This is a genomic window from Mycobacterium sp. IS-1264 (assembly GCF_001954195.1).
Lineage (GTDB): Bacteria > Actinomycetota > Actinomycetes > Mycobacteriales > Mycobacteriaceae > Mycobacterium.
The window spans coordinates 56,782-77,230 of the sequence record NZ_MBES01000067.1; the positions used below are offsets into that span (position 1 = coordinate 56,782).

22 protein-coding genes are annotated in these 20,449 nt (G+C 67.7%); 8 read left to right on the forward strand and 14 right to left on the reverse strand.

The genetic code is table 11. The annotated features are described in order from the left end of the window. Nucleotides 1–22: 22 nt before the first annotated feature. Nucleotides 23–1,330, reverse strand: coding sequence for an ROK family protein (locus tag A5744_RS15795; protein ID WP_076062544.1), 1,308 nt, complete (start codon nucleotides 1,328–1,330; stop codon nucleotides 23–25). Between the two features lie 171 nt (nucleotides 1,331–1,501). On the opposite strand from A5744_RS15795, the gene A5744_RS15805 reads away from it, so the two are divergent. Then, nucleotides 1,502–2,248, forward strand: coding sequence for an SDR family oxidoreductase (locus tag A5744_RS15805; protein ID WP_139331378.1), 747 nt, complete (start codon nucleotides 1,502–1,504; stop codon nucleotides 2,246–2,248). Here A5744_RS15805 and A5744_RS15810 read toward each other — a convergent pair. Both A5744_RS15810 and A5744_RS15815 read right to left on the reverse strand, forming a co-directional pair. Beyond that, nucleotides 2,232–3,560, reverse strand: a complete 1,329-nt coding sequence (locus A5744_RS15810; RefSeq protein ID WP_076062547.1) for an Ig-like domain-containing protein — start codon at nucleotides 3,558–3,560, stop codon at nucleotides 2,232–2,234. The genes A5744_RS15805 and A5744_RS15810 overlap by 17 nt on opposite strands. An 82-nt stretch (nucleotides 3,561–3,642) precedes the next feature. Further along, nucleotides 3,643–4,722: a UDP-N-acetylmuramate dehydrogenase gene (locus A5744_RS15815; RefSeq protein ID WP_076062548.1), complete on the reverse strand. Its 1,080-nt coding sequence runs from the start codon at nucleotides 4,720–4,722 to the stop codon at nucleotides 3,643–3,645. Nucleotides 4,723–4,748: 26 nt separating this feature from the next. On the opposite strand from A5744_RS15815, the gene A5744_RS15820 reads away from it, so the two are divergent. From A5744_RS15820 to A5744_RS15830, 3 genes are read left to right on the forward strand one after another with little or no spacing between them, the layout of a single operon-like run. Next, nucleotides 4,749–5,273: a DUF2505 domain-containing protein gene (locus A5744_RS15820; RefSeq protein ID WP_076062550.1), complete on the forward strand. Its 525-nt coding sequence runs from the start codon at nucleotides 4,749–4,751 to the stop codon at nucleotides 5,271–5,273. Nucleotides 5,274–5,297: 24 nt separating this feature from the next. Further along, nucleotides 5,298–6,140, forward strand: coding sequence for a carbon-nitrogen hydrolase family protein (locus A5744_RS15825; protein ID WP_076062552.1), 843 nt, complete (start codon nucleotides 5,298–5,300; stop codon nucleotides 6,138–6,140). Continuing rightward, a complete protein-coding gene (locus tag A5744_RS15830; protein ID WP_076062554.1) occupies nucleotides 6,137–7,219 on the forward strand; it encodes a DUF2993 domain-containing protein in 1,083 nt (360 codons plus the stop codon). The genes A5744_RS15825 and A5744_RS15830 overlap by 4 nt, the downstream gene beginning before the upstream one ends. Before the next feature lies 1 nt (nucleotide 7,220). Here the strand turns inward: A5744_RS15830 and deoC are convergent, their stop codons facing one another. The 6 genes from deoC to A5744_RS15860 all read right to left on the reverse strand — a co-directional run bounded on the left by deoC (nucleotide 7,221) and on the right by A5744_RS15860 (nucleotide 11,419). Beyond that, a complete protein-coding gene (deoC, locus tag A5744_RS15835; RefSeq protein ID WP_076062556.1) occupies nucleotides 7,221–7,892 on the reverse strand; it encodes a deoxyribose-phosphate aldolase in 672 nt (223 codons plus the stop codon). Beyond that, the gene (locus A5744_RS15840; RefSeq protein ID WP_076062557.1) at nucleotides 7,892–8,329 is read right to left on the reverse strand and encodes a DUF2599 domain-containing protein; all 438 of its coding nucleotides are present in this window, start codon (nucleotides 8,327–8,329) and stop codon (nucleotides 7,892–7,894) included. Before A5744_RS15840 ends, deoC begins: the two co-directional genes overlap by 1 nt. Before the next feature lie 4 nt (nucleotides 8,330–8,333). Then, nucleotides 8,334–8,621 carry a DUF2516 family protein gene (locus tag A5744_RS15845; protein ID WP_040621261.1) on the reverse strand — a complete coding sequence of 96 codons (288 nt, stop codon included), beginning with the start codon at nucleotides 8,619–8,621 and terminating at the stop codon, nucleotides 8,334–8,336. A gap of 117 nt (nucleotides 8,622–8,738) precedes the next feature. Next, nucleotides 8,739–9,332, reverse strand: a complete 594-nt coding sequence (locus A5744_RS15850) for a heparin-binding hemagglutinin (protein WP_076062559.1) — start codon at nucleotides 9,330–9,332, stop codon at nucleotides 8,739–8,741. Nucleotides 9,333–9,547: 215 nt separating this feature from the next. Beyond that, the gene (locus A5744_RS15855; protein ID WP_076062561.1) at nucleotides 9,548–9,964 is read right to left on the reverse strand and encodes a helix-turn-helix transcriptional regulator; all 417 of its coding nucleotides are present in this window, start codon (nucleotides 9,962–9,964) and stop codon (nucleotides 9,548–9,550) included. A gap of 84 nt (nucleotides 9,965–10,048) precedes the next feature. Beyond that, entirely contained in the window at nucleotides 10,049–11,419 is a 1,371-nt protein-coding gene (locus A5744_RS15860) for a DUF445 domain-containing protein (protein ID WP_139331380.1), read from the reverse strand. Nucleotides 11,420–11,554: 135 nt separating this feature from the next. Here A5744_RS15860 and A5744_RS15865 point away from each other — a divergent pair, with 135 nt between their 5' ends. Further along, a complete protein-coding gene (locus tag A5744_RS15865) occupies nucleotides 11,555–12,256 on the forward strand; it encodes a TetR/AcrR family transcriptional regulator (RefSeq protein ID WP_076062562.1) in 702 nt (233 codons plus the stop codon). Between the two features lie 20 nt (nucleotides 12,257–12,276). Further along, a complete protein-coding gene (locus A5744_RS15870) occupies nucleotides 12,277–13,290 on the forward strand; it encodes a prenyltransferase (protein ID WP_076062564.1) in 1,014 nt (337 codons plus the stop codon). 15 nt (nucleotides 13,291–13,305) lie between these two features. Here A5744_RS15870 and A5744_RS15875 read toward each other — a convergent pair whose 3' ends face one another. The 3 genes from A5744_RS15875 to A5744_RS15885 all read right to left on the reverse strand — a co-directional run bounded on the left by A5744_RS15875 (nucleotide 13,306) and on the right by A5744_RS15885 (nucleotide 16,633). Further along, nucleotides 13,306–14,169 carry a 3-hydroxybutyryl-CoA dehydrogenase gene (locus A5744_RS15875; protein ID WP_076062566.1) on the reverse strand — a complete coding sequence of 288 codons (864 nt, stop codon included), beginning with the start codon at nucleotides 14,167–14,169 and terminating at the stop codon, nucleotides 13,306–13,308. A gap of 107 nt (nucleotides 14,170–14,276) precedes the next feature. After that, the gene (aceA, locus tag A5744_RS15880; protein ID WP_076062568.1) at nucleotides 14,277–15,563 is read right to left on the reverse strand and encodes an isocitrate lyase; all 1,287 of its coding nucleotides are present in this window, start codon (nucleotides 15,561–15,563) and stop codon (nucleotides 14,277–14,279) included. Nucleotides 15,564–15,838: 275 nt separating this feature from the next. Beyond that, a complete protein-coding gene (locus A5744_RS15885) occupies nucleotides 15,839–16,633 on the reverse strand; it encodes an acyl-[acyl-carrier-protein] thioesterase (protein WP_076062570.1) in 795 nt (264 codons plus the stop codon). Between the two features lie 150 nt (nucleotides 16,634–16,783). Between A5744_RS15885 and ramB the strand changes: the two genes are divergently transcribed. Both ramB and A5744_RS15895 read left to right on the forward strand, forming a co-directional pair. Then, nucleotides 16,784–18,199, forward strand: a complete 1,416-nt coding sequence (gene ramB / locus A5744_RS15890) for an acetate metabolism transcriptional regulator RamB (RefSeq protein WP_076062572.1) — start codon at nucleotides 16,784–16,786, stop codon at nucleotides 18,197–18,199. Beyond that, nucleotides 18,196–18,759, forward strand: coding sequence for a carboxymuconolactone decarboxylase family protein (locus A5744_RS15895; protein ID WP_076062574.1), 564 nt, complete (start codon nucleotides 18,196–18,198; stop codon nucleotides 18,757–18,759). The genes ramB and A5744_RS15895 overlap by 4 nt, the downstream gene beginning before the upstream one ends. On the opposite strand, the gene A5744_RS15900 is transcribed toward A5744_RS15895, so the two are convergent. Continuing rightward, the gene (locus A5744_RS15900) at nucleotides 18,760–19,041 is read right to left on the reverse strand and encodes a hypothetical protein (RefSeq protein ID WP_076062575.1); all 282 of its coding nucleotides are present in this window, start codon (nucleotides 19,039–19,041) and stop codon (nucleotides 18,760–18,762) included. A 3-nt stretch (nucleotides 19,042–19,044) separates the two neighbouring features. Then, a complete protein-coding gene (gene lpdA, locus A5744_RS15905; RefSeq protein ID WP_076062577.1) occupies nucleotides 19,045–20,439 on the reverse strand; it encodes a dihydrolipoyl dehydrogenase in 1,395 nt (464 codons plus the stop codon). Nucleotides 20,440–20,449 lie beyond the last annotated feature (10 nt).

A 20,449-nucleotide genomic window follows, 5' to 3' on the forward strand; every position in this document is an offset into this window, starting at 1 on the left:
CCACCCGAGGGCGCTGTTCGCGCTAAGCGGACGACTCGTCCGGTTCGACATCCGCCCGGGCGGCCAGCGCGCCGGCTCGGCGCATCGCGCCCAGCGGATCGGCGTACAGCCCGCCCAGCGACACGATGCCGGCCCCGGCCTCCTGGACCCGGTTGCCGAACGCGGTGACGCGGATGTCGCGCGGTGGCAGCACCGAGCGTGCGGCGAACGCCTCTTCCACCTGGCCCATGGCCTCCGGATACTCGGTGAACCCCTGGCCGCCGACCACCAGCTCGTCGGGGTTCAGCACGTCACGCAGCAACGCGACGGCCTCGCCGAGCACCCGGGCGCGTTCCGCGAGCAGCTCTTTGGCCTGCTCGTTTCCGGCCCGGGCCACCCGCACCAGGTCGGTCATCGCGGTGACGGCGCCGTTCGCACGGTTCGCCGGGGCGGCGGGCAGGATCCGAAGCCGGCGGGCGGCGGCCAGCACGGCCTCGTCGCTGACGGTCGATTCCAGCTGCCCGGTGCCGCCCAGCAGCTCCGAGTAAGCGGGCAGGCCGGCGATGGTGCCCGGGCCGCTGGCCGGGCAGTGCACGCGGCCGCCGATCACCAGCGCATAGCCCACGGTCTCGCGGGCGTAGATGTACAGGCTGGTCGGCGAGCTCGGCGCGAACCGCCGCATGCCGAGCAGCAGCTCGGCGCCGGCCATCGCGTCGACGTGGGAAGCGACCGAAACCGGCAGGCCCAGCGCGTCGGCCAGCACCGATCCGACCGGCGCTTGCCGCCAGCCCAGCCGCGGGTGGTCGACGTGGCCGGTGGCGCCGTCGACGGTGCCGCCGATCGCCACGCCGACCCACAGCAGGCGGCGCCGGTGCCAGCGCCTCATGTAGCGGGTCGCGCTTTCGGCTAGCGAGGCCAGCGCGGGCCCGGGCGGGCTGAGCGGTGTCGGGGTCTCGACGGTGTCCAGCGTGCGGCCGAACAGATCAGTGGCGACGATGCTGGTGGTTCGCGCGCCGATGTGGATGCCCAGCGTCACGAACGGTTCATGGTTGATCTCGACGGGCACCCGCGGGCGTCCGATCGCGCCGGAGACCGCGAGGTCGGCGCGCTCCCGCAGCAGGCCGGCCGCGAGCAGCGCGATGACCTGGCGGTTCACCGTCGCGATGCTCAGGGATGTGACCGCGGCGATGACGTCACGTCCGACGGGCCCGCGCAACCGCACCGCGCGGAAGACGGACGCCGCCGCCGAATCGGAGATGTGCAGGGCCGGCGGCAAGATCTGGCGGTGCAACCGCAGATGGCCTTTGCGGCCGGGCGAATGATGGGTATGAGTGAGACTGGTCGTGCGCACGAGCGTCCTTTGGTTTGAGTACTGAGGGCCGGTCTTCGGCCACGCCGGGGAGTCAGGCGCGGCAAAGTGCGCGGCAACAACACGCACCTGCCGCGCAAAGACACGCGGCGGTGGTGTTGACCAAAACGCTGTACTGCACAGGGGAAATTTAGCACGTTTATTAGAGTTGTCCTGGTGAGTTCAGCGAGCGATCGGGTCGCGGTCGTCACCGGTGCCAGTTCCGGGATCGGTGAGGCGACCGCCAAAAGCCTTGCGGCCCTTGGGTTTCACGTCGTGGCGGTGGCACGTCGGGCCGACCGGATCAACGCCCTTGCAGACCAGATCGGCGGTAGGGCCGTTGTGGCTGATGTCACAGACGACGGGGCCGTCGCGGCGCTCGCACAGGGCCTCAGCCGAGTCGATGTGCTCGTCAACAACGCCGGCGGTGCCCGGGGGCTGGAGCCGGTGGGCGAGGCCGACCTGGAGCACTGGCGGTGGATGTGGGAGACCAACGTGATGGGCACCCTGCGGGTCACCCGCGCGCTGCTGCCCAAGCTGATCGAGTCCGGCGACGGGCTGATCGTCACCGTCACCTCGATCGCGGCGATGGAGACCTACGACGGCGGGGCCGGCTACACCGCGGCCAAGCACGCCCAGGGCGCGCTGCACCGCACGCTGCGTGGCGAGCTGCTGGGCAAGCCGGTCCGGCTCACCGAGATCGCGCCGGGAGCGGTCGAAACCGAGTTCTCCCTGGTCCGTTTCGACGGCGACGAGGGGCGCGCGGACGCCGTCTACTCCGGCATCACACCGCTAACGGCCTCCGACGTAGCCGAAGTGATCGGGTTCGTGGCCTCCCGGCCGTCCCACGTCAACCTGGACCAGATCATCATCCGGCCCCGCGACCAGGCCAGCGCCTCGCGGTTTAACCGCCGGGCCTAGCCGGCGCCGACGTGGTGGTGGTCGTCGGGGTGCCCGACAGGGTGGGAGCGTCGGACGGCGTCACCGGTGCGGTGACCGGGATCTGCGTCGACGGCGGATGCGCCGACGGGGGCGGCAGCGCCGACATCGCCACCCAGGTGTCCCAGTCGACGGCCCAGTCCCAAATGTCGCCGTCGGAGTAGGACAGCTGAATCGAGCTTCCGGTCACCTCGACCGGGTCGCCGTACATCGCGCTGCCGTAGTACTGCTCGGCATCGGCGGTGGACAGGTTGATGCAGCCGTTGGTGACGTTGGTGTTGCCCTGCGCCCCGGAGCTGGCGGGGTTGGCGTGGATGAACTCGCCGTTGTTGGAGATCCGCACCGCCCAGCGTTCGTGGATGTGGTTGTAGCCGGCCGCCGGGTTGGACATGTAGAAGTCGGCGTACTTCTCGGTGACGACGTGGATGCCGTTGCGGGTGACGTTGCGCGCCTTGTCGGCCTCGCCGTAGCTGCACGGGAAGTCCATGATGACGCCGGCGTCGGTGACGACCTGGATGCGGTGCGACGAAACCTCGGCCTTGACGACCTGCTTTCGGCCGATCTGGATGCGCAGCGAGATGTCGTCGGCGCCGTACGCGCCCTCCCCGAAGGGTCGCCCGTAGAGCTTGGCGTCGACGTTGACGGTGGTGCCCGCCGGGTAGTACTCGCGGGGACGCCAGTGCGCGCGGGCGCCCTGCGCCTCGTCGGGCAGCCAGGCCCAGCTGCCCTCGACGGGCGGGGTGGTGGTGACGGTGAGGGCCTTCTCGACGGAGGCCTTGTCGCTGATCGGCGCGTCGAACTGGATGATGATCGGCGCCGCCACCCCGACGGTCTGACCGTCGGCCAGCTGGAATGCCCCGCCGATCTTCTTGCTGGGTGACACGGTGGTGAACTTGCCGCTGACCGGGATCGCCTTGCCGTCGTGGCCGACGGCCGAGCCGCTCCAGGTGTAGGTGCCGTCGTAGCCCAGCGGCTCGGTGATCGTGTAGACGGTGCGATCGGAGTTGAACGCTCCGGCGACCACCTTGCCCGACGAGTTCGTCAGCGCCACCTTCTGAAACCAGCCGTCACCGATCTGAACGCTCACCGGCGCAGTGGGAATCACGTCCGAGGCGGCATCGGCCGGCTCGAATTTCAGGTGCGCCGCGGGGGCTTCTTTCTTCTGGGCTTGCTTGGTGACGGTGCCCGCGCAGGCGGCCAGGAAATTGGGCGCGAACACACCAACCCCGAGCGCCGCCAAAGCCAGCCGCCGGTTGATCGGCCCCCCACTTTGAGGCGCGCTGGATGTGCTCACGACATATAAAGATACCGGGAGAACGACTCTCGCCCGGTCACGACAACTCGCCGCCGGGGGTGCTGTTGAACGGATTTAACCCCTACAGCCTGCACCCGAGCAGGACGGGTTCGGGTTCCAGTGTGATGCCAAACACGTCGCGGACTCCGTCACGGATCGTGCGGGCCAACGTGACGACGTCCTCGGCCCTGGCCGCGCCGCGGTTCGTCAAAGCAAGCGCATGCTTGGTGGACAACCGGCAGGGGGCGCGCTCGTCCGCCGGATAGCCCTTGGCGAAGCCCGACCGCTCGACCAGCCAGCCGGCGGCCAGCTTGACTCCGTCCGGTGCCGGGTAGTGCGGTACCGGCCCGTCGATCTCGGCGGCCAGCCGCTCGTACACCTCGGGTGCGACCACCGGGTTGGTGAAGAACGAACCCACGCTCCAGGTGTCGTGGTCGGCCGCGTCGAGGACCATTCCCTTGCGGGCGCGCAGCGCCAGCACCGCGTCACGCACGGCGCGCGGATCCGTGCGCTCGCCGCCGCTCACATCGAGCGCGGCCGCCAACTCGCCGTAACGCAGCGGCGCGCTGCGGCCCGACGCGTCCAGTGCGAACTCCACTTCCAGTACCACGGAAGGGATTTCGAGACCGCCGGCTTGCTTGAGCACGCTGGTGCGATAACCGAAGCCGAGCTCGCTGCCCGGTACCCACTGCTCGGTGCCGCTGCGCCGGTGCAGCAGCCGGACCCGGGTGATGGTGTCGGACACCTCGGCGCCGTAGGCCCCGACATTCTGCACCGGCGTCGCGCCGGCCGAGCCGGGGATACCGGACAGGCATTCCAGCCCGCCCAGGCCGTGCTCGATGGCCGCGAGGACGACGTCGTCCCACACTGCGCCCGCCTCCGCGCGCACCACGTTGCCGTGAATGGTGATGCCGTCGTTGGCTAATCGCACCGCGGTCAGGTCGGTCAGCGTATCGGCGATCACCAGGTTGGAGCCGCCGGCGAACACCAGCGGTGGGCCACCCGCGTTTTCGGAGTCCAGCCGCCGCACCACGGCGACGATTTGTTCGCTGCTGGTGCAGGTGATCAGGCGCCGCGCCACGGGTCCGATTCGCATCGTGGTCAACGGCGCCAGCGGCACCGCCTCGGCGACATGCGCACCGGCAAACAGCGAACCGACCACGGGCCGTAACGGTAGCCTGGCCAGCTATGCCGCGTTCATTCGACATATCCGCCGACTACGAAGGCAGCGTCGAATCGGTTCTCCAGGCTTACCGCGAGGAGGCCTACTGGCTGGCCAGGCTTGCGGCGTCCGGTGTCGACGAGACGAAGCTGGAGGCGTTGCGCTTAGGGGGCGAGTCCGGGGACGACGGCACCATCGATGTGGTCACGCTGCAGGTGATCCGTAGTGACAAGCTGCCGGCTCTGATCACGCAATTGCACCGGGGCGATCTGTGCATCAGGCGCGAGGAGACGTGGGGTCCGGTGGCCGGCGGGGTCGCGATGGCCACGGTCGCCGGATCGATCGTGGACGCTCCGGCGAACGTGTCCGGTACCGCCGAATTGTCCACCGCGGGCAAGCCGGTCGGCTCGCGATTGGAGTGCCGGATCACCGTCCACGTGCGCGTCCCACTTATCGGGGGCAAGTTGGAGAATTTCATCGGCACCCAACTGGCCGACCTGGTGGTCGCGGAACAGCGATTCACGACGGAGTGGATCGCGAAGAACACCTGACCCGCCGCGCTTTAGGCTGGCGCCATGCGAATCGCGTTGGCGCAGATCCTCAGTGGCACCGATCCGGCAAAGAATCTGCAACTCGTCCGCGAGTACGCCGGCCGGGCCGCGGAGGCCGGCGCGCGGCTGGTGGTGTTCCCCGAGGCGACCATGTGCCGGTTCGGCGTCCCGCTGGGACCGGTCGCCGAGCCGGTGGACGGCCCGTGGGCCGACGGCGTGCGGGCGATCGCCGCCGACTCGGGCATCACGGTGGTCGCGGGCATGTTCACCCCGTCCGGCGACGGGCGGGTGAAGAACACGCTGATCGCGGCCGGGCCGGGCACGCCCAATGAGCCCGACACCCACTACGACAAGATCCATCTCTACGACGCGTTCGGCTTTACGGAGTCGCGCACCGTCGCTCCTGGGGCGCAGCCGGTGGTGATCACCGTCGACGGCGTCGGGGTGGGGTTGTCCGTTTGCTACGACATCCGTTTTCCGGAGCTCTACACGGAACTGGCCCGACGCGGCGCGCGGGTGATCGCGGTCTGCGCGTCCTGGGGTTCGGGTCCCGGCAAACTCGAGCAGTGGACGCTGCTGGCCCGGGCCCGGGCGCTTGATTCGATGAGTTATGTCGTGGCGGCCGGTCAGGCCGACCCCGGCGACAGCCTGACCGGCCCGGGGTCCGGCTCGGGCGCACCGACTGGAGTGGGCGGCAGCCTGGTGGCCTCGCCGCTGGGTGAAGTGGTCGCGTCGGCGGGCGCCGAGCCGCAGCTCGTGGTCGCCGACATCGACGTCGATGCGGTGGCGAAGGCCCGCGAGAGCATCGCGGTGCTGCGAAACCAGTCAAGCTTTGCTCGAATCGATAGGGCAGAATCGGTTGGGTGACGAACCCGCCAGGACCGCCAGGACCACCTAACGAGGGCCCCTGGGGCCGTCCCGGCAGTCAAGGCCCGTCGGGCCCACCACCGACCGAGCGGCCGACCGAGCGATTCCGGACCGGAGGCCCCGGCCAGCCGCCGCCGCAGCCCGGGCCTCCTCCGGTGCCGCCACCCCCACCTCAGCGGGCGCCGGGCCCACCGCCGCCGCGCGCTCCGGAGCCGCAGACCGAGCAGCTGGGTGCGACCCGGCCGGACACGCAGGGACCCGGTTATCCGCCTCCGCCCGTTCCGCCGGCGGGCCCGACGGAACGGTTGGCGACTCCGAACGAAGAGCCTGTGAAAAGAAAACGACGCTTCCTTCGCGACCCGCTATCGATCCTGCTGGTCTGCATCATCGTGGTTTCGCTCGTCATCGCGGCGCTGATCGGCGCCGAGCTATACGTGCGCCACGTCGCCAACAACAAGGTCGCCGAAGCCGTGGCGTGCGAGACCAAGGATCAGGCCACCGCGTCGTTCAGCGTGACGCCGCTGATGCTGTGGCAGCAACTGACCAAGCACTACAGCAACATCTCGGTGTCCACGGCCGGCAACCAGATCCGTTCCGCCAAGGGCATGAAGATCGAAATCAACATCCGGGACGTCCGACTCAACTCGACTGCGAATTCTAAGGGCACCATCGGATCGCTCGATGCCACCATCACCTGGACGACCGACGGCATCAAGCAGTCGGTGCAGAACGCGGTCCCGGTTCTGGGCCCCTTCGTCACCAGCAGCGTGACAACGCATCCGGCCGACGGCACCGTCGAGCTGAAGGGCATGCTGGACAACATCACAGCCAAGCCGGTGGTCTCCGGCACCGGGCTGCAGTTGCAGATCGTCAGCTTCAACGCCCTGGGCTTCACCATGCCGAAGGAAAGCGTGCAGTCGACGCTGGACAAGTTCACCTCGGACCAAACGAAGAACTTCCCGTTGGGCATTCACGCCGACAGCGTGCAGGTGACGAGTTCCGGTGTGGTGAGCCACTTTTCGACGCAGAACGCCACGATCCCCACCGGCAACACGAACCCCTGCTTCGCGAACCTCTGATTCAGCCGAGCCCGTCGAGCACGGCACGGGTGCCTGACAGGCCCAGCCTGGTCGCGCCCGCGTTGAGCATCGCGACGGCGTCGGCGGCGGTGCGGATGCCGCCGCTGGCCTTGACCCCCAGTCGCCCGCCGACGGTTTCGCTCATCAATGCGACGGCGCGCAGCGACGCCCCGCCCGCGGGATGAAACCCCGTCGACGTCTTGACGAAGTCCGCGCCGGCGTCTTCGGCGGCGCGGCACACCGCCGCCAGCGTGCGCTCGTTATGGCCAAGCAGGACAGCGGATTCCACGATCACCTTCAGCACCGCTCCGGCGGTGGCGGCGCGCACCGCTTCGATGTCGGCCCGCACCGAATCGAACTCACCGGCCAGCGCGGCACCGACGTCGATGACCATGTCGACCTCGCTGGCACCGGACGCCACGGCGTGCGCGGCCTCTTGCGCCTTGATCGCCGGCAGATGCTTGCCCGACGGGAAACCGGCCACTGTGGCAACCCGCACATCGCCGGCCTGGGTTGCGATCGGCACCATCGACGGCGAGACGCACGCCGCGTAGACGCCCAACTCGGCGGCTTCGGCGACCAGCGCGGCCACCTCGGCCGCCGTGGCCTCGGGCTTGAGCAGGGTGTGGTCGACCAGTGCGGCCACCTGAGCGCGGTTCGGTCGGTTCGCCACTAGAACGGCCCTTCCGGGCCGCCGGGATTACAACCGGCCGCGACCATTTCGGTGTCGTCGACGACCGGCCGCCACGGCTCGAGGTTCCAGCTGGTCTTGCCCGGTTGCGCCGTTTCGGCGAACTGCCAGTGGCACAGGAACTGCGCGCGCATGCCGGCGGTGTCGGCGTCCGGCGCCGACGCGAGCACCTCGGCCCACGCCTCGTCGGCGGCCGCCGACGTTCCGGGCTGCCGCGAGGCCGCCCGCCCGGAGGGCGTCGGGAAAACCCGCAAGCTGGCCAGGCCTCCCCACTGCATCCATTCGGTGTGATCGATAAACGGCGGCGAGTACGACGGGTTAGCGGGGCCTGCCGCGCCCGTGCCCGGGTCCGCCCCGGCAGGGACGGCCGCCGCGAGGGCGAGCAGCACCGCCGCCGGCAAGGCCAGCAGGGCTTTCATCCCGTCAGCGCGACTTACCCTGAATTTCGAGGAGTTTGGGCCGAACATCGACCAGATACACGCCGGCCGCGCACGCCGCGATCGCCATGCCGAGCACGCCGAACACGAAGCTCAGGATCGATGTCAGCGCGACGGCCAGGCCCAGGATCACCAGCCACACGGGCTTGGTCAGCTTGTCGGCGGCTGTATAGGCGTCGGGTCGCTGCAGCGCCGCGTGCACGAACGCGTACACCGCCGTCACCAGGACGGCGATCTGCAAGACCAACATGACGGTACCCACGAGGTGGCTCACGCCTTAAGGGTATGCGGGCGGCGTCCAAAACGTCGACTCCGAGTTGCCCCTGGGCAACTCGGAGTCGAGTGTGCTGCTTGATCCGGGTTGCCCCCGCGGGGGCAACCCGGGATCTGACTACTTCTGGGTGACCTTCTTGGCCGACGACTTCTTGGCCGCAGCCTTCTTGGCCGGCGCCTTCTTGGCGGGGGCCTTCTTGGCCGGGGCCTTCTTCGCGGGAGCCTTCTTGGCAGGCAGGTCGATGCCGACCAGCTTGGCCGCCCGCTCACCGACAGCGCGGGTCTGCGACGCGACGGTGCCCAGCGCCTCCTGGGTCAGCTCGACGGCCTGGTCGACGGAAGCCTGTGCCCGCGCCGACGCGTCGTCGAAGCCCGACTGGCTGCGCAGCCGCTCCAGGGCGATCTCGCCGCGCTCGACCAGCTCGTTGTAGCGGCTGGTCGCGGCCTCCAGGTAACCCTCGGCGGCCTTGCGCAGCTCGTCGGCGGTGAACCGCTCGCGCAGCTCGGTGAACTGCTCGGGCAGGTCCTCCTGCAGCTTGGCCAGGCGGGCACGCCGCTCCCCGACCCGGCTGCGGGTCTCGGTGCGGGTCTCCTCGGCACGCTCACGCAGGTTGGTGATCAGGTCGTTGACGGTGGCCAGGGCCAGGTCCGCCGCGCCGAGCGCGGCGAGCAACGGGGCGCGCAGGTCTTCGATGTTCGGGTTTTCAGCCATTGGTTTTCCTTTCGTTATTTCTTTCGTTATCGGTGTTACGGACTGCTGTCTGGTGGAAGTTGCGCGAGAACCTCCTGCTTGGTCGGTCGAGTGATGATCGAGTGGCATCTGCGCTGGCCGCCAGATCGGGGCAGCAGAGCCAGCAAACGGCCTGGAACGGTTGAGTCCCTTCCTTCTGGGTAACCGCGCGGCGCGCCGACTATGCGTCGCCCAGGTCAGGCGCCGTTGGATTCGGTCGGACACTCCTCTTGGGTGGATTCGTTTTGTTGGGCGAACGACGCGTAGATGTCGAGCAGGATTTGCTTCTGACGCTCGGTGATCGCGGTGTCGGTGATGATCGCGTCGCGCACCTGACTGGCCTCGCTGGGCTCGAGGATGCCGGCCCGCACGTAGAGCACCTCGGCCGAAATCCGCAGCGCTTTCGCGATTTGGTTCAGGACGTCGGCGGACGGCTTGCGCAGTCCGCGCTCTACCTGGCTGAGGTAGGGGTTGCTGACCCCGGAGCGCTCGGCGAGTTGGCGCACCGAAACCTGGGCGTTTTCCCGCAGGTCACGAATGAAGCTGCCGATGTCGGAGGCCACTTCGGAGGCCGCGGTCGACACCTTGGCGGAGAGCTTCTCCTCGGGTGCCATTGCGTACTCCTGGGTCGATGGTCGGTCTTGACGGCCCTCAGACTACGGACAAGTGCTTGCTTTTGCAAGCACTTGTTAGCACCGCTAGAAAAGCAGCTGCGCGACGGCGTAGATCGCCAGCCCCGCGAGCGAGCCGACCACGGTTCCGTTGATCCGGATGAATTGCAGGTCGCGACCGACGTGCAGCTCGATCCGCCGGCTGGCCTCCTCGGCGTCCCAGCGCTCGATCGTCTCGGTGATGATCGCCGTGATCTCAACCCCGTACTGCGAGACCAGGTGCTGGGCCGCCCGGACGATCCAGTTGTCGACCTTGTCGCGCAGCTCGGCGTCGTCGCGCAGCGATTCCCCGACGCGAACCACCGTGTCGGCGATGCGGGTCCGCAGCGCGCTCGACGGGTCGTCGACGCCCTCGAGCACCAGCCGTTTCATCGTCTTCCATGCCGTCGCTGCGGCGTTGGCGATCTCGTCGCGGGCCATCAGTTGCTCTTTGACGGCTTCGGCGCGCGCGATGGTGTCCGGGTCGTGCTGCAGGTCGTCGGCGAATTCGAACAGGAAGCGGGTCGCCGAACGGCGCAGTTCGTGGTCGGGGTTGCGCCGCACCTTGTCGGTGAAGTCCATCAACTCGCGATGAATGCGGTCACCGACGAGGTGGTCGATGAATCGGGGCGACCAGCTCGGCGAGTCGCGCTCGACCACCCGCTGGATGACCTCGCCGGCATTCAGCGACCACTGGAACGCCCGGTCGGCGAGCAATTGGATCAGGGCTTCCTGCCGGTTCTCGGCCAACAGCGTGGCCAGCACCCGGCCCACCGGCGGACCCCACTGCGGTTCGGCGATGCGGCGCACGATCATTCGGTCGATGACCTGCTGCACGTCCTCGTCGCGCAGCAACTCCACCAACACCCGGAGGATGGTCGCCGTCTCGCTGGCCACCCGCGCGGCGTGCGACGGCTCCGACAGCCACTTGCCGAGCCGGCCGGGCACCTGCGCGTCGCGCAGCTTGGTCTCGACCACCGCCGGCGACAGGAAGTTCTCCCGCACGAAGGTGCCCAGGCCCTCTCCGAGCTGATCCTTTTTGCGCTTGATGATCGCCGTGTGCGGAATGGGTATGCCCAGCGGGTGCTTGAACAGCGCGGTGACGGCGAACCAGTCCGCCAGGGCGCCGACCATGCCGGCCTCCGCGGCCGCGCTGACGTAGCCGACCCAGACGCCCGCGGTGGTGTGCGCCTGCGCCCACCGGCACGCGAGGAACACGCCACTGGCACCGATCAGGAAACCCAGCGCCACCATCTTCATCCGGCGCAGCGCCACCCGGCGTTCGGCGTCGGCCTGCGGATCGGCCCCCGCGAACGATTCCGCGAGGGACGTGTGGGGGCGGCGCGCCGGGCTCGGCGACGCGATCACCTCCGGCCCCCGCGCCGGCGAGCCCGGCGAGTCGGCTCTGTGTGCCACCACACCATCATGTATCGCCGCGGGCGATTAGTGTGACTTGCACTGTCCAGGGGCCTATTCTCCGCGCCCCGCCATCCGCCAACCGGACCCCCCAGGCCGTATCATCGAGGGCGTCTAGGGAAATGGAAATCGGCGACTGTGACAGAGCAAATACCGGCTGTGACCGTCAAGATGGATGGTCGCAAGCGGCGCTGGCATCAGCACAAGGTCGACCGGCGCAACGAGCTCGTCGACGGAACCATTGAAGCGATTCGCCGGCTCGGCCGCTTCCTGAGCATGGACGACATCGCGGCCGAGATCGGGGTCTCCAAGACCGTGCTCTACCGCTACTTCGTCGACAAGAACGACCTGACGACCGCGGTGATGATGCGGTTCACGCAGACGACACTGATTCCCAACATGGCCGCGGCCCTGTCGTCGAACTTGGACGGCTTCGACCTGACCCGCGAGGTCATTCGGGTCTACGTCGACACGGTCGCAAACGAGCCCGAGCCGTATCGGTTCGTGATGGCGAACAGCTCGGCAAGCCACAGCAAGGTGATCGCCGACTCCGAACGAATCATCGCCCGCATGCTCGCGGTCCTGATGCGTCGGCGCATGAACCAGGTCGGGTTGGACACCGGCGGGGTCGAGCCGTGGGCCTACCTGATCGTCGGCGGCGTGCAGCTCGCCACCCACTCGTGGATGTCGGAACCCCGGATGAGTCGCGACGAGCTGATCGATTACCTGACCATGCTCAGTTGGAACGCGCTATGCGGGATCGTCGAGGTCGGCGGGTCGCTGGAGAAGTTCCGCGCGCAACCGCATCCGTCGCCGATCATTCCCCCGCAGTCGCGTTGAGGCCGGTCTAGGCTCGAGGAATGCCGGAGGCGAGCGTGGGCTCACGGTTGAGGTCGTGGGCATACGCACTTCGCACCACCAACCCGCCACCCGACGGACCGGTCGACGCCGTCACGCGGTGGCTGGTCGTCACCCGCGCGGCGGTACTGCCGATGACCCTGGTCTCCGGTCTGGTGGCTGCGCTGCTGGCGGTGGGCAAGCCGGGCCTGGATTGGCGGTGGCTGGTGCTGGCCGTGTTGGGAATCACGTTGGCGCACACCGCCAATAACCTGATGAACGACCTCTACGACACGCAGGTCGGCACCGACAGCGCCACCTATCCGCGCGCGCTGTACGCCCCGCATCCGGTGCTGTCCGGGCTGATCAGCCGCCGAACCCTGGGGCTGGCGATCCTGCTGGTGAACGTCGCAGACCTGGCGATTCTGGTGACGCTGACATGGGCCCGTGGTTGGCCCGTAATCGCCTTTGCGCTCAGCGGTTTCGCGCTCAGCGTCGCGTACACGGCGCCGCCGCTGCGCCTGAAGAAACGCGGGCTGGGTGAGCCCGACGTTTTCGTCGTGTGGGGCCCGCTGATGGTGTGCGGGACGTACTACTCGGCGGTCGGCTCGGTCGGTTGGGACGTCGTTCTGGCCTCACTGCCCTACGGCTTGCTGTGCACGACGGTGCTGATGGGCAAGCACATCGACAAGATCCCGTACGACGAGCCGCTCGGGATCCGGACGCTGCCGGTCCTGCTCGGCGAGGCGCGCGCCCGCGTCGTGACGCTGGGCATGATGGTCGGCTTCTACGTGCTGGTCGCGATCGCCGTCGGCGCCGGCGCGATGCCCTGGGCCGCGCTGGTGGTCGCGTTGGCGCTGCCCCGTCTGGTGAAGGTGTGGCCATACTTCCGCCGCCCGAGACCCGCCGAACCGCCACCGAAGTTTCCGGTGTGGCCGCTGTGGTACGCCGCGCTCGCGTGGGTGCACGTGCGGCAGGCGGGCGCGCTGCTGGTGCTGGGCCTCGCGATCGGCGCCGTGCTGCGTAGCTTGCACTGAGCACATCGGGCGCCGTCAGTACGTATAGAAGCCTTGCCCGGATTTCTTGCCAAGCCGCCCGGCTTCCACCATGCGCAACAGCAGCGGCGGCGGGCCGTACTGGGGCTCCTTGAATTCCTCAAACATCTTGTCCGCGATCAGCTTTAGAGTGTCCAATCCGACAAGATCGGACAGTCGCAGCGGGCCCATCGGATGCGACAGCCCGGCGACGACGGCCTTGTCCACGTCTTCGACCGTCGCGAAACCGGCCTCGACCATCCGGATCGCCGACAGCAGGTACGGGACCAGCAGCGCGTTGACCACGAAGCCGGACCGGTCGGAGCAGCGCACCACCTGCTTGCCCAGCACCCCGCTCGCGAACTCCTCGGTGCGGGCGGCCGCGGCCTCGTCGGTGACCAGCGTGCTGACCAGTTCGACCAGCGGCAGCACCGGGACCGGGTTGAAGAAGTGCAGACCCAGCACGCGCTGAGGATTCCGGGTGGCCGCGGCGACCTTCATGATCGGGATGCTGGAGGTGTTCGACGCCAGGACCGCGTCCGGGTCGGTGATGACCCGGTCAAGTTCCGCGAACAGTCCGGCCTTGACGGCCTCGTCCTCGACGATGGCCTCGATCACCAGTTGGCGGTCGGCCAGGTCCTTCAGGTCGGTGGTGAAAGTCAGCTTGTCGAGCGCGCGGTCGCGCTCCCGCTCGGTGACCTTGCCCGCGCTGACGCCACGCTCCAGCGACCGGACGATGCGGTTGCGTCCCGCCGTGATCAGCTCCTCGCTGGGCTCGTACACCGTCACGTCGACTCCGGCGCGCACCGAGACCTCGGCGATGCCGGACCCCATCTGCCCCGCACCGACAACCCCGACCCGCTGGATCGCTGCGTCGCTCACTACTTCCTCCTAAACGCGCGAGCAGACGCAGAATCGCATCGACTGGGCTGCAGAAGTGCGACTCTGCGTCTGGTGGCCGGGCAGGGCCCGGCGAACACCGCTGAAGGTTAGTGGAACTGACCCTCTTCGGTCGAACCGGCCAGGGCGGTGGTCGACGAGCTCGGGTCCACCGTGGTGGCGATGCGGTCGAAGTAACCGGCACCGACCTCGCGCTGGTGCTTGGTCGCGGTGTAACCGCGCTCCTCGGCGGCGAACTCGCGCTCCTGCAGCTCGACGTACGCGCTCATCTGGTTGCGGGCGTAGCCGTAGGCCAGATCGAACATCGAGTAGTTCAGGGCGTGGAAGCCGGCCAGCGTGATGAACTGGAACTTGAATCCCATTGCGCCAAGCTCTTTTTGGAACTTCGCGATGGTGGAGTCGTCCAGGTGCTTCTTCCAGTTGAAGGAAGGCGAGCAGTTGTAGGCCAGCATCTGGTCGGGGAACTCGGACTTGACGCCCTCGGCGAACTTGGCCGCGAGCTCGAGGTCCGGGGTCCCGGTCTCCATCCAGATCAGGTCGGAGTACGGCGCGTAGGCCTTGGCCCGCGCGATGCACGGCTCGAGGCCGTTCTTGACGCGGTAGAAGCCTTCCTTGGTGCGCTCACCGGTGATGAACGGCTGGTCGCGCTCGTCGACGTCCGAGGTGATCAAGGTGGCCGCCTCGGCGTCGGTGCGGGCGATCACCACCGTCGGCACACCGGCGACGTCGGCGGCCAGGCGGGCCGACGTGAGGGTGCGGATGTGCTGCTGAGTCGGGATCAGCACCTTGCCGCCGAGGTGGCCGCACTTCTTCTCCGAAGCGAGCTGGTCCTCCCAGTGCGACCCCGCGACGCCCGCGGCGATCATCGCCTTCTGCAGCTCGTAGACGTTGAGCGCGCCACCGAAGCCGGCCTCGCCGTCCGCGACGATCGGCGCCAGCCAGTTCTCCACCGACCGGTCGCCCTCGACCTTGGCGATCTCGTCGGCGCGCAGCAGCGCGTTGTTGATGCGACGGATGACCTGCGGCACCGAGTTGGCCGGGTACAGGCTCTGGTCGGGGTAGGTGTGGCCGGACAGGTTGGCGTCACCGGCGACCTGCCAACCCGACAGGTAGATGGCCTTCAGGCCGGCGCGCACCTGCTGGACGGCCATGTTGCCGGTCAGGGCGCCGAGCGCGTTGATGTATTCGAGGTCGTGCAGCTGCTCCCACAGCACCTCGGCGCCGCGGCGGGCCAGGGTGTGCTCCTCGACGACGCTGCCTTGCAGGGCGACGACGTCCTTGGCGGTGTAGGTGCGGTTGATGCCCTTCCAGCGCGGGTTGGTGTCCCAGTCGTGCTGGATCTGTTCGGCGCTCTTCGGGGTGCCAACGTCAGACATTGGGCTTAACTCCTTTGCAATTGGTGAACGGTTGACGCCGCCGTCCGGCGGTAGCTGGAGGCTCAACTTCACTGGCGTGCTAATACGACCATGGCACAGGCCGTTTATGCCGGTCCACCCGTTTCATTTGCCAATTTCCGCAATGCGTTTCCCCGTTTTTGCAAATCTTGCGAAGGCGGCGTGAAACTGAACCGTTTCAGAAGCTACCGGCCAGTAACCCCAAAGCCGCAGGTCAGCAGCGGAATTTGAGCGGGCCGCTTAGCGGCCCGAATCGGCTACAGGGAGAAGAGCGCGGCGACGGCTTTCGTCTCGTCGCCGACGGTATATGTGAGCGTTGTAACAGGGCGATCGACCAGGCCGGGACCGAACTGATCGGTCGAACCGGCGGGGTGGACGTGCGAAATGATCTCCAGCTTGTCGCCCAGGGCGACCGGCGCCTCGTGCTCGATGGTGGTGCGTAGCGGTCCCCGCAGCAGCTCGGGATGCGCGGCCAGATAGTCCTCGATCACGCTCCAGTACACCGAGTTGTTCATGTGGTCGAACAGGTCGATGTCGGTCACCCGGACCGGGAACTCGTGGATCTCCGTCGCGTCGTCGCGGCTGCCCGGCTTCAAGTAGCCCTTCCACCGCAGCCGGTCGATGGATGTGGTCTTGTGTAGGCCCGCCAGGAAGTCGTCGGCGATGCGCGCGGGCATCTGGGTTTCCCGGTTGATGTTGATCCAGAACGCCTCGGATTCGATCAGGCCGCCCTTGCGGCCGTCGACGCGGACCCGCATCTCGCACCACCGGTTCGAGGTGCCCGAGCACCAGCGCCGGCACCGCAGCATGTCCTGGAACTCGATCGGGCGGATCAGGTCGAGCATCGTTCGGCGGACGATCCACAGCGGGTGGGTCTCCTCGAAGCCCATCTCGCGCAGCTGGTCCTGGCCGATGTCTTGGATGTGGCGGCAGGCGGCGTCCAGCCGCAGCCGGCCGGTGCGGTCGATGTCGCCGACGCGCAGCGGCCACTCGCGATCGAATACGTCGGGGTGGCCGTCGGGCACCGGCATCATTATTTTGTCCAGGCTCACGGCTTCGCTCCCCCGCTTGCTCCTCGTTGGACCCCACGGTAACCGGGGGGCCGCCGGGAATCATGCCAAATGGCATCTCCGAAAAACCAATCGTAACGCGATGCCAACTCTGCAAACCGTATCTTCACAGTGCCGGGTAGGCTCTGTTAGGTGTCCAAAACATTCGTCGGCTCGCGCGTTCGCCAGTTGCGCAGTGAGCGCGGATTCAGTCAGGCCGCGCTGGCCCAGATGCTGGAGATCTCGCCCAGCTACCTCAACCAGATCGAGCACGACGTTCGGCCGCTGACGGTGGCGGTGCTGCTGCGGATCACCGAGGTGTTCGGCGTGGACGCGACCTTCTTCGCCCCGCATGACGACACCCGGCTGGTCGCCGAGCTGCGCGAGGTGACGATGGATCGCGACCTGGGCATCGACGTCGAACCGCCCGAGGTCGCCGAGATGGTCGGCGCCCATCCCGCCCTGGCGCGCGCGGTGGTGAACCTGCACCGGCGCTACCGGATCACCACCGCACAGCTGGCCGCCGCCACCGAGGAGCGGTTCTTCGACGGCAGTGGCACCGGGTCGATCACGATGCCCCACGAAGAGGTGCGCGACTACTTCTACCAGCGCCAGAACTACCTGCACGAGCTGGACACCGCCGCCGAGGACCTCACCACCCAGATGCGGTTGCATCACGGCGACCTGGCCCGCGAGCTGACCCGGCGGCTCACCGAGGTGCACGGTGTGCACATCAACCGGCGCATCGATCTCGGCGACACCGTGCTGCACCGCTACGACCCCGAGACCAAGACGCTGGAAATCAGCAATCACCTCTCGCTGGGTCAGCAGGTGTTCAAGATGGCCGCCGAATTGGCCTACCTCGAATTCGGTGACCTGATCGACAGCATGGTCACCGACGGCAAGTTCACCAGCGACGAGTCGCACACGCTGGCCCGGCTGGGGTTGGCCAACTACTTCGCGGCGGCCGCGGTGCTGCCCTATCGCCAATTCCACGACGTCGCAGAGAATTTCCGCTACGACGTCGAGCGGCTGTCGGCGTTCTACTCGGTGAGCTATGAGACCATCGCGCACCGGCTGTCGACGCTGCAGCGGCCGTCGATGCGCGGCGTTCCGTTCTCGTTCATCCGGGTCGACCGCGCCGGCAACATGTCAAAACGTCAGTCCGCCACCGGTTTTCACTTCTCTTCGAGCGGCGGAACCTGCCCGTTGTGGAATGTCTACGAAACGTTCGCCAACCCGGGCAAGATCCTGGTGCAGATCGCCCAGATGCCCGACGGCCGCAATTACATGTGGGTGGCCCGCACCGTGGAACGCCGTGCCGCGCGGTATGGTCAGCCGGGTAAAACCTTCGCGATCGGGCTGGGCTGCGAACTTCGGCACGCCCACCGGCTCGTCTACTCGGAAGGACTCGACTTGTCGGGGGATATCGCCACGCCCATCGGCGCGGGTTGCCGTGTCTGCGAACGCGACAACTGTCCGCAACGGGCGTTCCCCGCGCTGGGGCGCGCACTCGATCTCGACGAGCACCGCAGCACGGTGTCGCCGTATCTGGTGAAGCAAGCGTGAGCGGGCTCCCGGCAGGTCCCGTCGGCCGCATCCCGTCGGGCGGATTCCGCGAACTCGGACCGATCAACTGGGTGATCGCGAAGCTGGGCGCGCGCACGGTGAAAGCACCCGAGTTCCACCTGTTCACCACTTTGGGTCAGCGCCGATTGCTGTTCTGGGCCTGGGCCTTTTACGGAGGCCGGCTGTTGCGCGGGCGGCTGCGGCCGGTCGACACCGAGCTGGTGATCCTGCGGGTCGCGCACCTGCGCTCGTGCGAATACGAGCTGCAGCACCATCGCCGGATGGCCCGCAGGGCGGGTCTGGACGCGGACATGCAGGCCACGATTTTCGCCTGGCCCGATGCGCCGAACGGATCCGGGCTGACCGACCGGCAACAGGCGCTGCTGACGGCGACCGATGAGTTCGTCAAAGACCGGACGATCACCGACGCGACCTGGCAGTGGCTGGCGAGTCACCTGGATCGGCGGCAGCTGATCGAATTCTGCTTGCTCGCAAGCCAATACGACGGCCTCGCGGCGACGATGTCCGCGCTCGACATCCCGCTGGACAACCCGCGCTAGCTAGAGGTAGACGTCGGCCAATACGGCCAGCGTCAGCACCACCGGAAGTATCGGCAGGCCGAAGGCAAACGCCGCCCACAGCTGGTTACCGCGCCGGCGCAGCCACCACCCGCACACCGCGGCGCAGATTCCCAGCACCACCGACAGCAGCAACACGAGCGGACCCCACTGGCCCGCCGTCGCATTGTCCCCGGTCGAAATGGCCACCAGCCACAGCACATAGCCGATCGCCACACCGCCGATGGCGCCGACGATCCTCTCGCTGGTCTTGCTGGTGTTCATCGATCAGAAGTTGATCATGTGGCCGGTCAGGCCGTGGAAGCACTCCTGCAGCGCCTCGGACATGGTCGGATGGGTGTGCACGTTGCGGGCCAGCTCGGTCGCGGTCAGATCCCACTTCTGCGCCAGGGTGAGCTCGGGCAGCAGCTCGGACACGTCGTGGCCGACCAGGTGCCCGCCGAGCAGCTCGCCGTACTTCGGGTCGGCGACCAGCTTGACGAAGCCGCTGGGGTCGCCCACGCCGTGCGCCTTGGCGTTAGCGGTGAACGGGAACTTGGCGACCACGACGTCGTAGCCCTCGTCGCGGGCCTGCTGCTCGGTGAGACCGAAACTGGCGACGTTGGGTTGGCAGAACGTCGCGCGCGGCAGCATCCGATAATCGCCGAGCGCCAAAGTCTCTGCGCCGCCGATGGTCTCGGCCGCCACCACACCCTGGGCCTCGGCGACGTGCGCGAGCATCAACAGTCCGGTGACGTCGCCGATGGCGTAGATGTGCGGCAGATTGGTGCGCATGTAGTCGCTGATGCCGATCGCCTTGCGGTCGGTGAGAGCGACCCCGGCCGCCTCCAGCCCGTAGCCCTCGACATTGGGCGCAAAACCGATGGCCTGCAACACTTTTTCGGCCTTGAGCTCCTCGCTGCGACCGTCCTTGCTGACCGTCACCCTGACCACCGACCCGTCGTCGGAGATGGCCTCGACCTTGGTTCCGGTCAACACCTTGACGCCCAGCTTCTTGAACTGTTTTTCGATCTCCTTGGACACCTCGGCGTCCTCGTTGGGCAGCGCGCGCGGCAGGAACTCCACGATCGTGACGTCGACGCCGTAGTTCTTCAGCACGTAGCCGAACTCCATGCCGATCGCGCCGGCCCCGGCGATGATGATCGACTCCGGCAGCTCCCGGGACAGGATCAGTTCCTCGTAGGTGACCACGTTTTCCGACAGCGACGTGCCGGGCACCAGCCGGGTGCTGCTGCCGGTGGCGATGATGGCGTTGTCGAACGTGACGGTTTCCGTGCCACCGTCATTGAGCTCAACGGACAGCGTGTTGGCGTCGGTGAATCTGCCGTACCCGTGAATCTCGGTGATCTTGTTCTTCTTCATCAGGAAGTGCACGCCGGCGACGCGGCCCTCGGCCACTTTGCGGCTTCGGTCGAAGGCGATCCCGTAATCGAAGGTCGCCTCGCCGCTGATGCCGAAGGTCTTGGCCTCTTTGGTGAAGATGTGGGCGAGCTCGGCGTTGCGCAGCAGCGCCTTGGACGGGATGCAGCCGACGTTCAGGCAGACTCCGCCCCAGTACTTCGGCTCGACCACCGCGGTGTTCAGGCCCAGCTGTGCGGCGCGAATGGCCGCGACATATCCGCCGGGACCGGCCCCGAGGACGACGACGTCATAGTGAGTCACGGCCCCTACC

Coding starts and splice junctions, on each gene's coding strand:
- A5744_RS15850 (WP_076062559.1), bottom strand. CDS start 9,332: ATGGCTGAAAACCCGAACATCGAAGACCTGCGCGCCCCGTTGCTCGCC.
- A5744_RS15870 (WP_076062564.1), top strand. CDS start 12,277: ATGCCGGAGGCGAGCGTGGGCTCACGGTTGAGGTCGTGGGCATACGCA.
- A5744_RS15840 (WP_076062557.1), bottom strand. CDS start 8,329: ATGAAAGCCCTGCTGGCCTTGCCGGCGGCGGTGCTGCTCGCCCTCGCG.
- aceA (WP_076062568.1), bottom strand. CDS start 15,563: ATGTCTGACGTTGGCACCCCGAAGAGCGCCGAACAGATCCAGCACGAC.
- A5744_RS15900 (WP_076062575.1), bottom strand. CDS start 19,041: ATGAACACCAGCAAGACCAGCGAGAGGATCGTCGGCGCCATCGGCGGT.
- A5744_RS15825 (WP_076062552.1), top strand. CDS start 5,298: ATGCGAATCGCGTTGGCGCAGATCCTCAGTGGCACCGATCCGGCAAAG.
- A5744_RS15820 (WP_076062550.1), top strand. CDS start 4,749: ATGCCGCGTTCATTCGACATATCCGCCGACTACGAAGGCAGCGTCGAA.
- A5744_RS15855 (WP_076062561.1), bottom strand. CDS start 9,964: ATGGCACCCGAGGAGAAGCTCTCCGCCAAGGTGTCGACCGCGGCCTCC.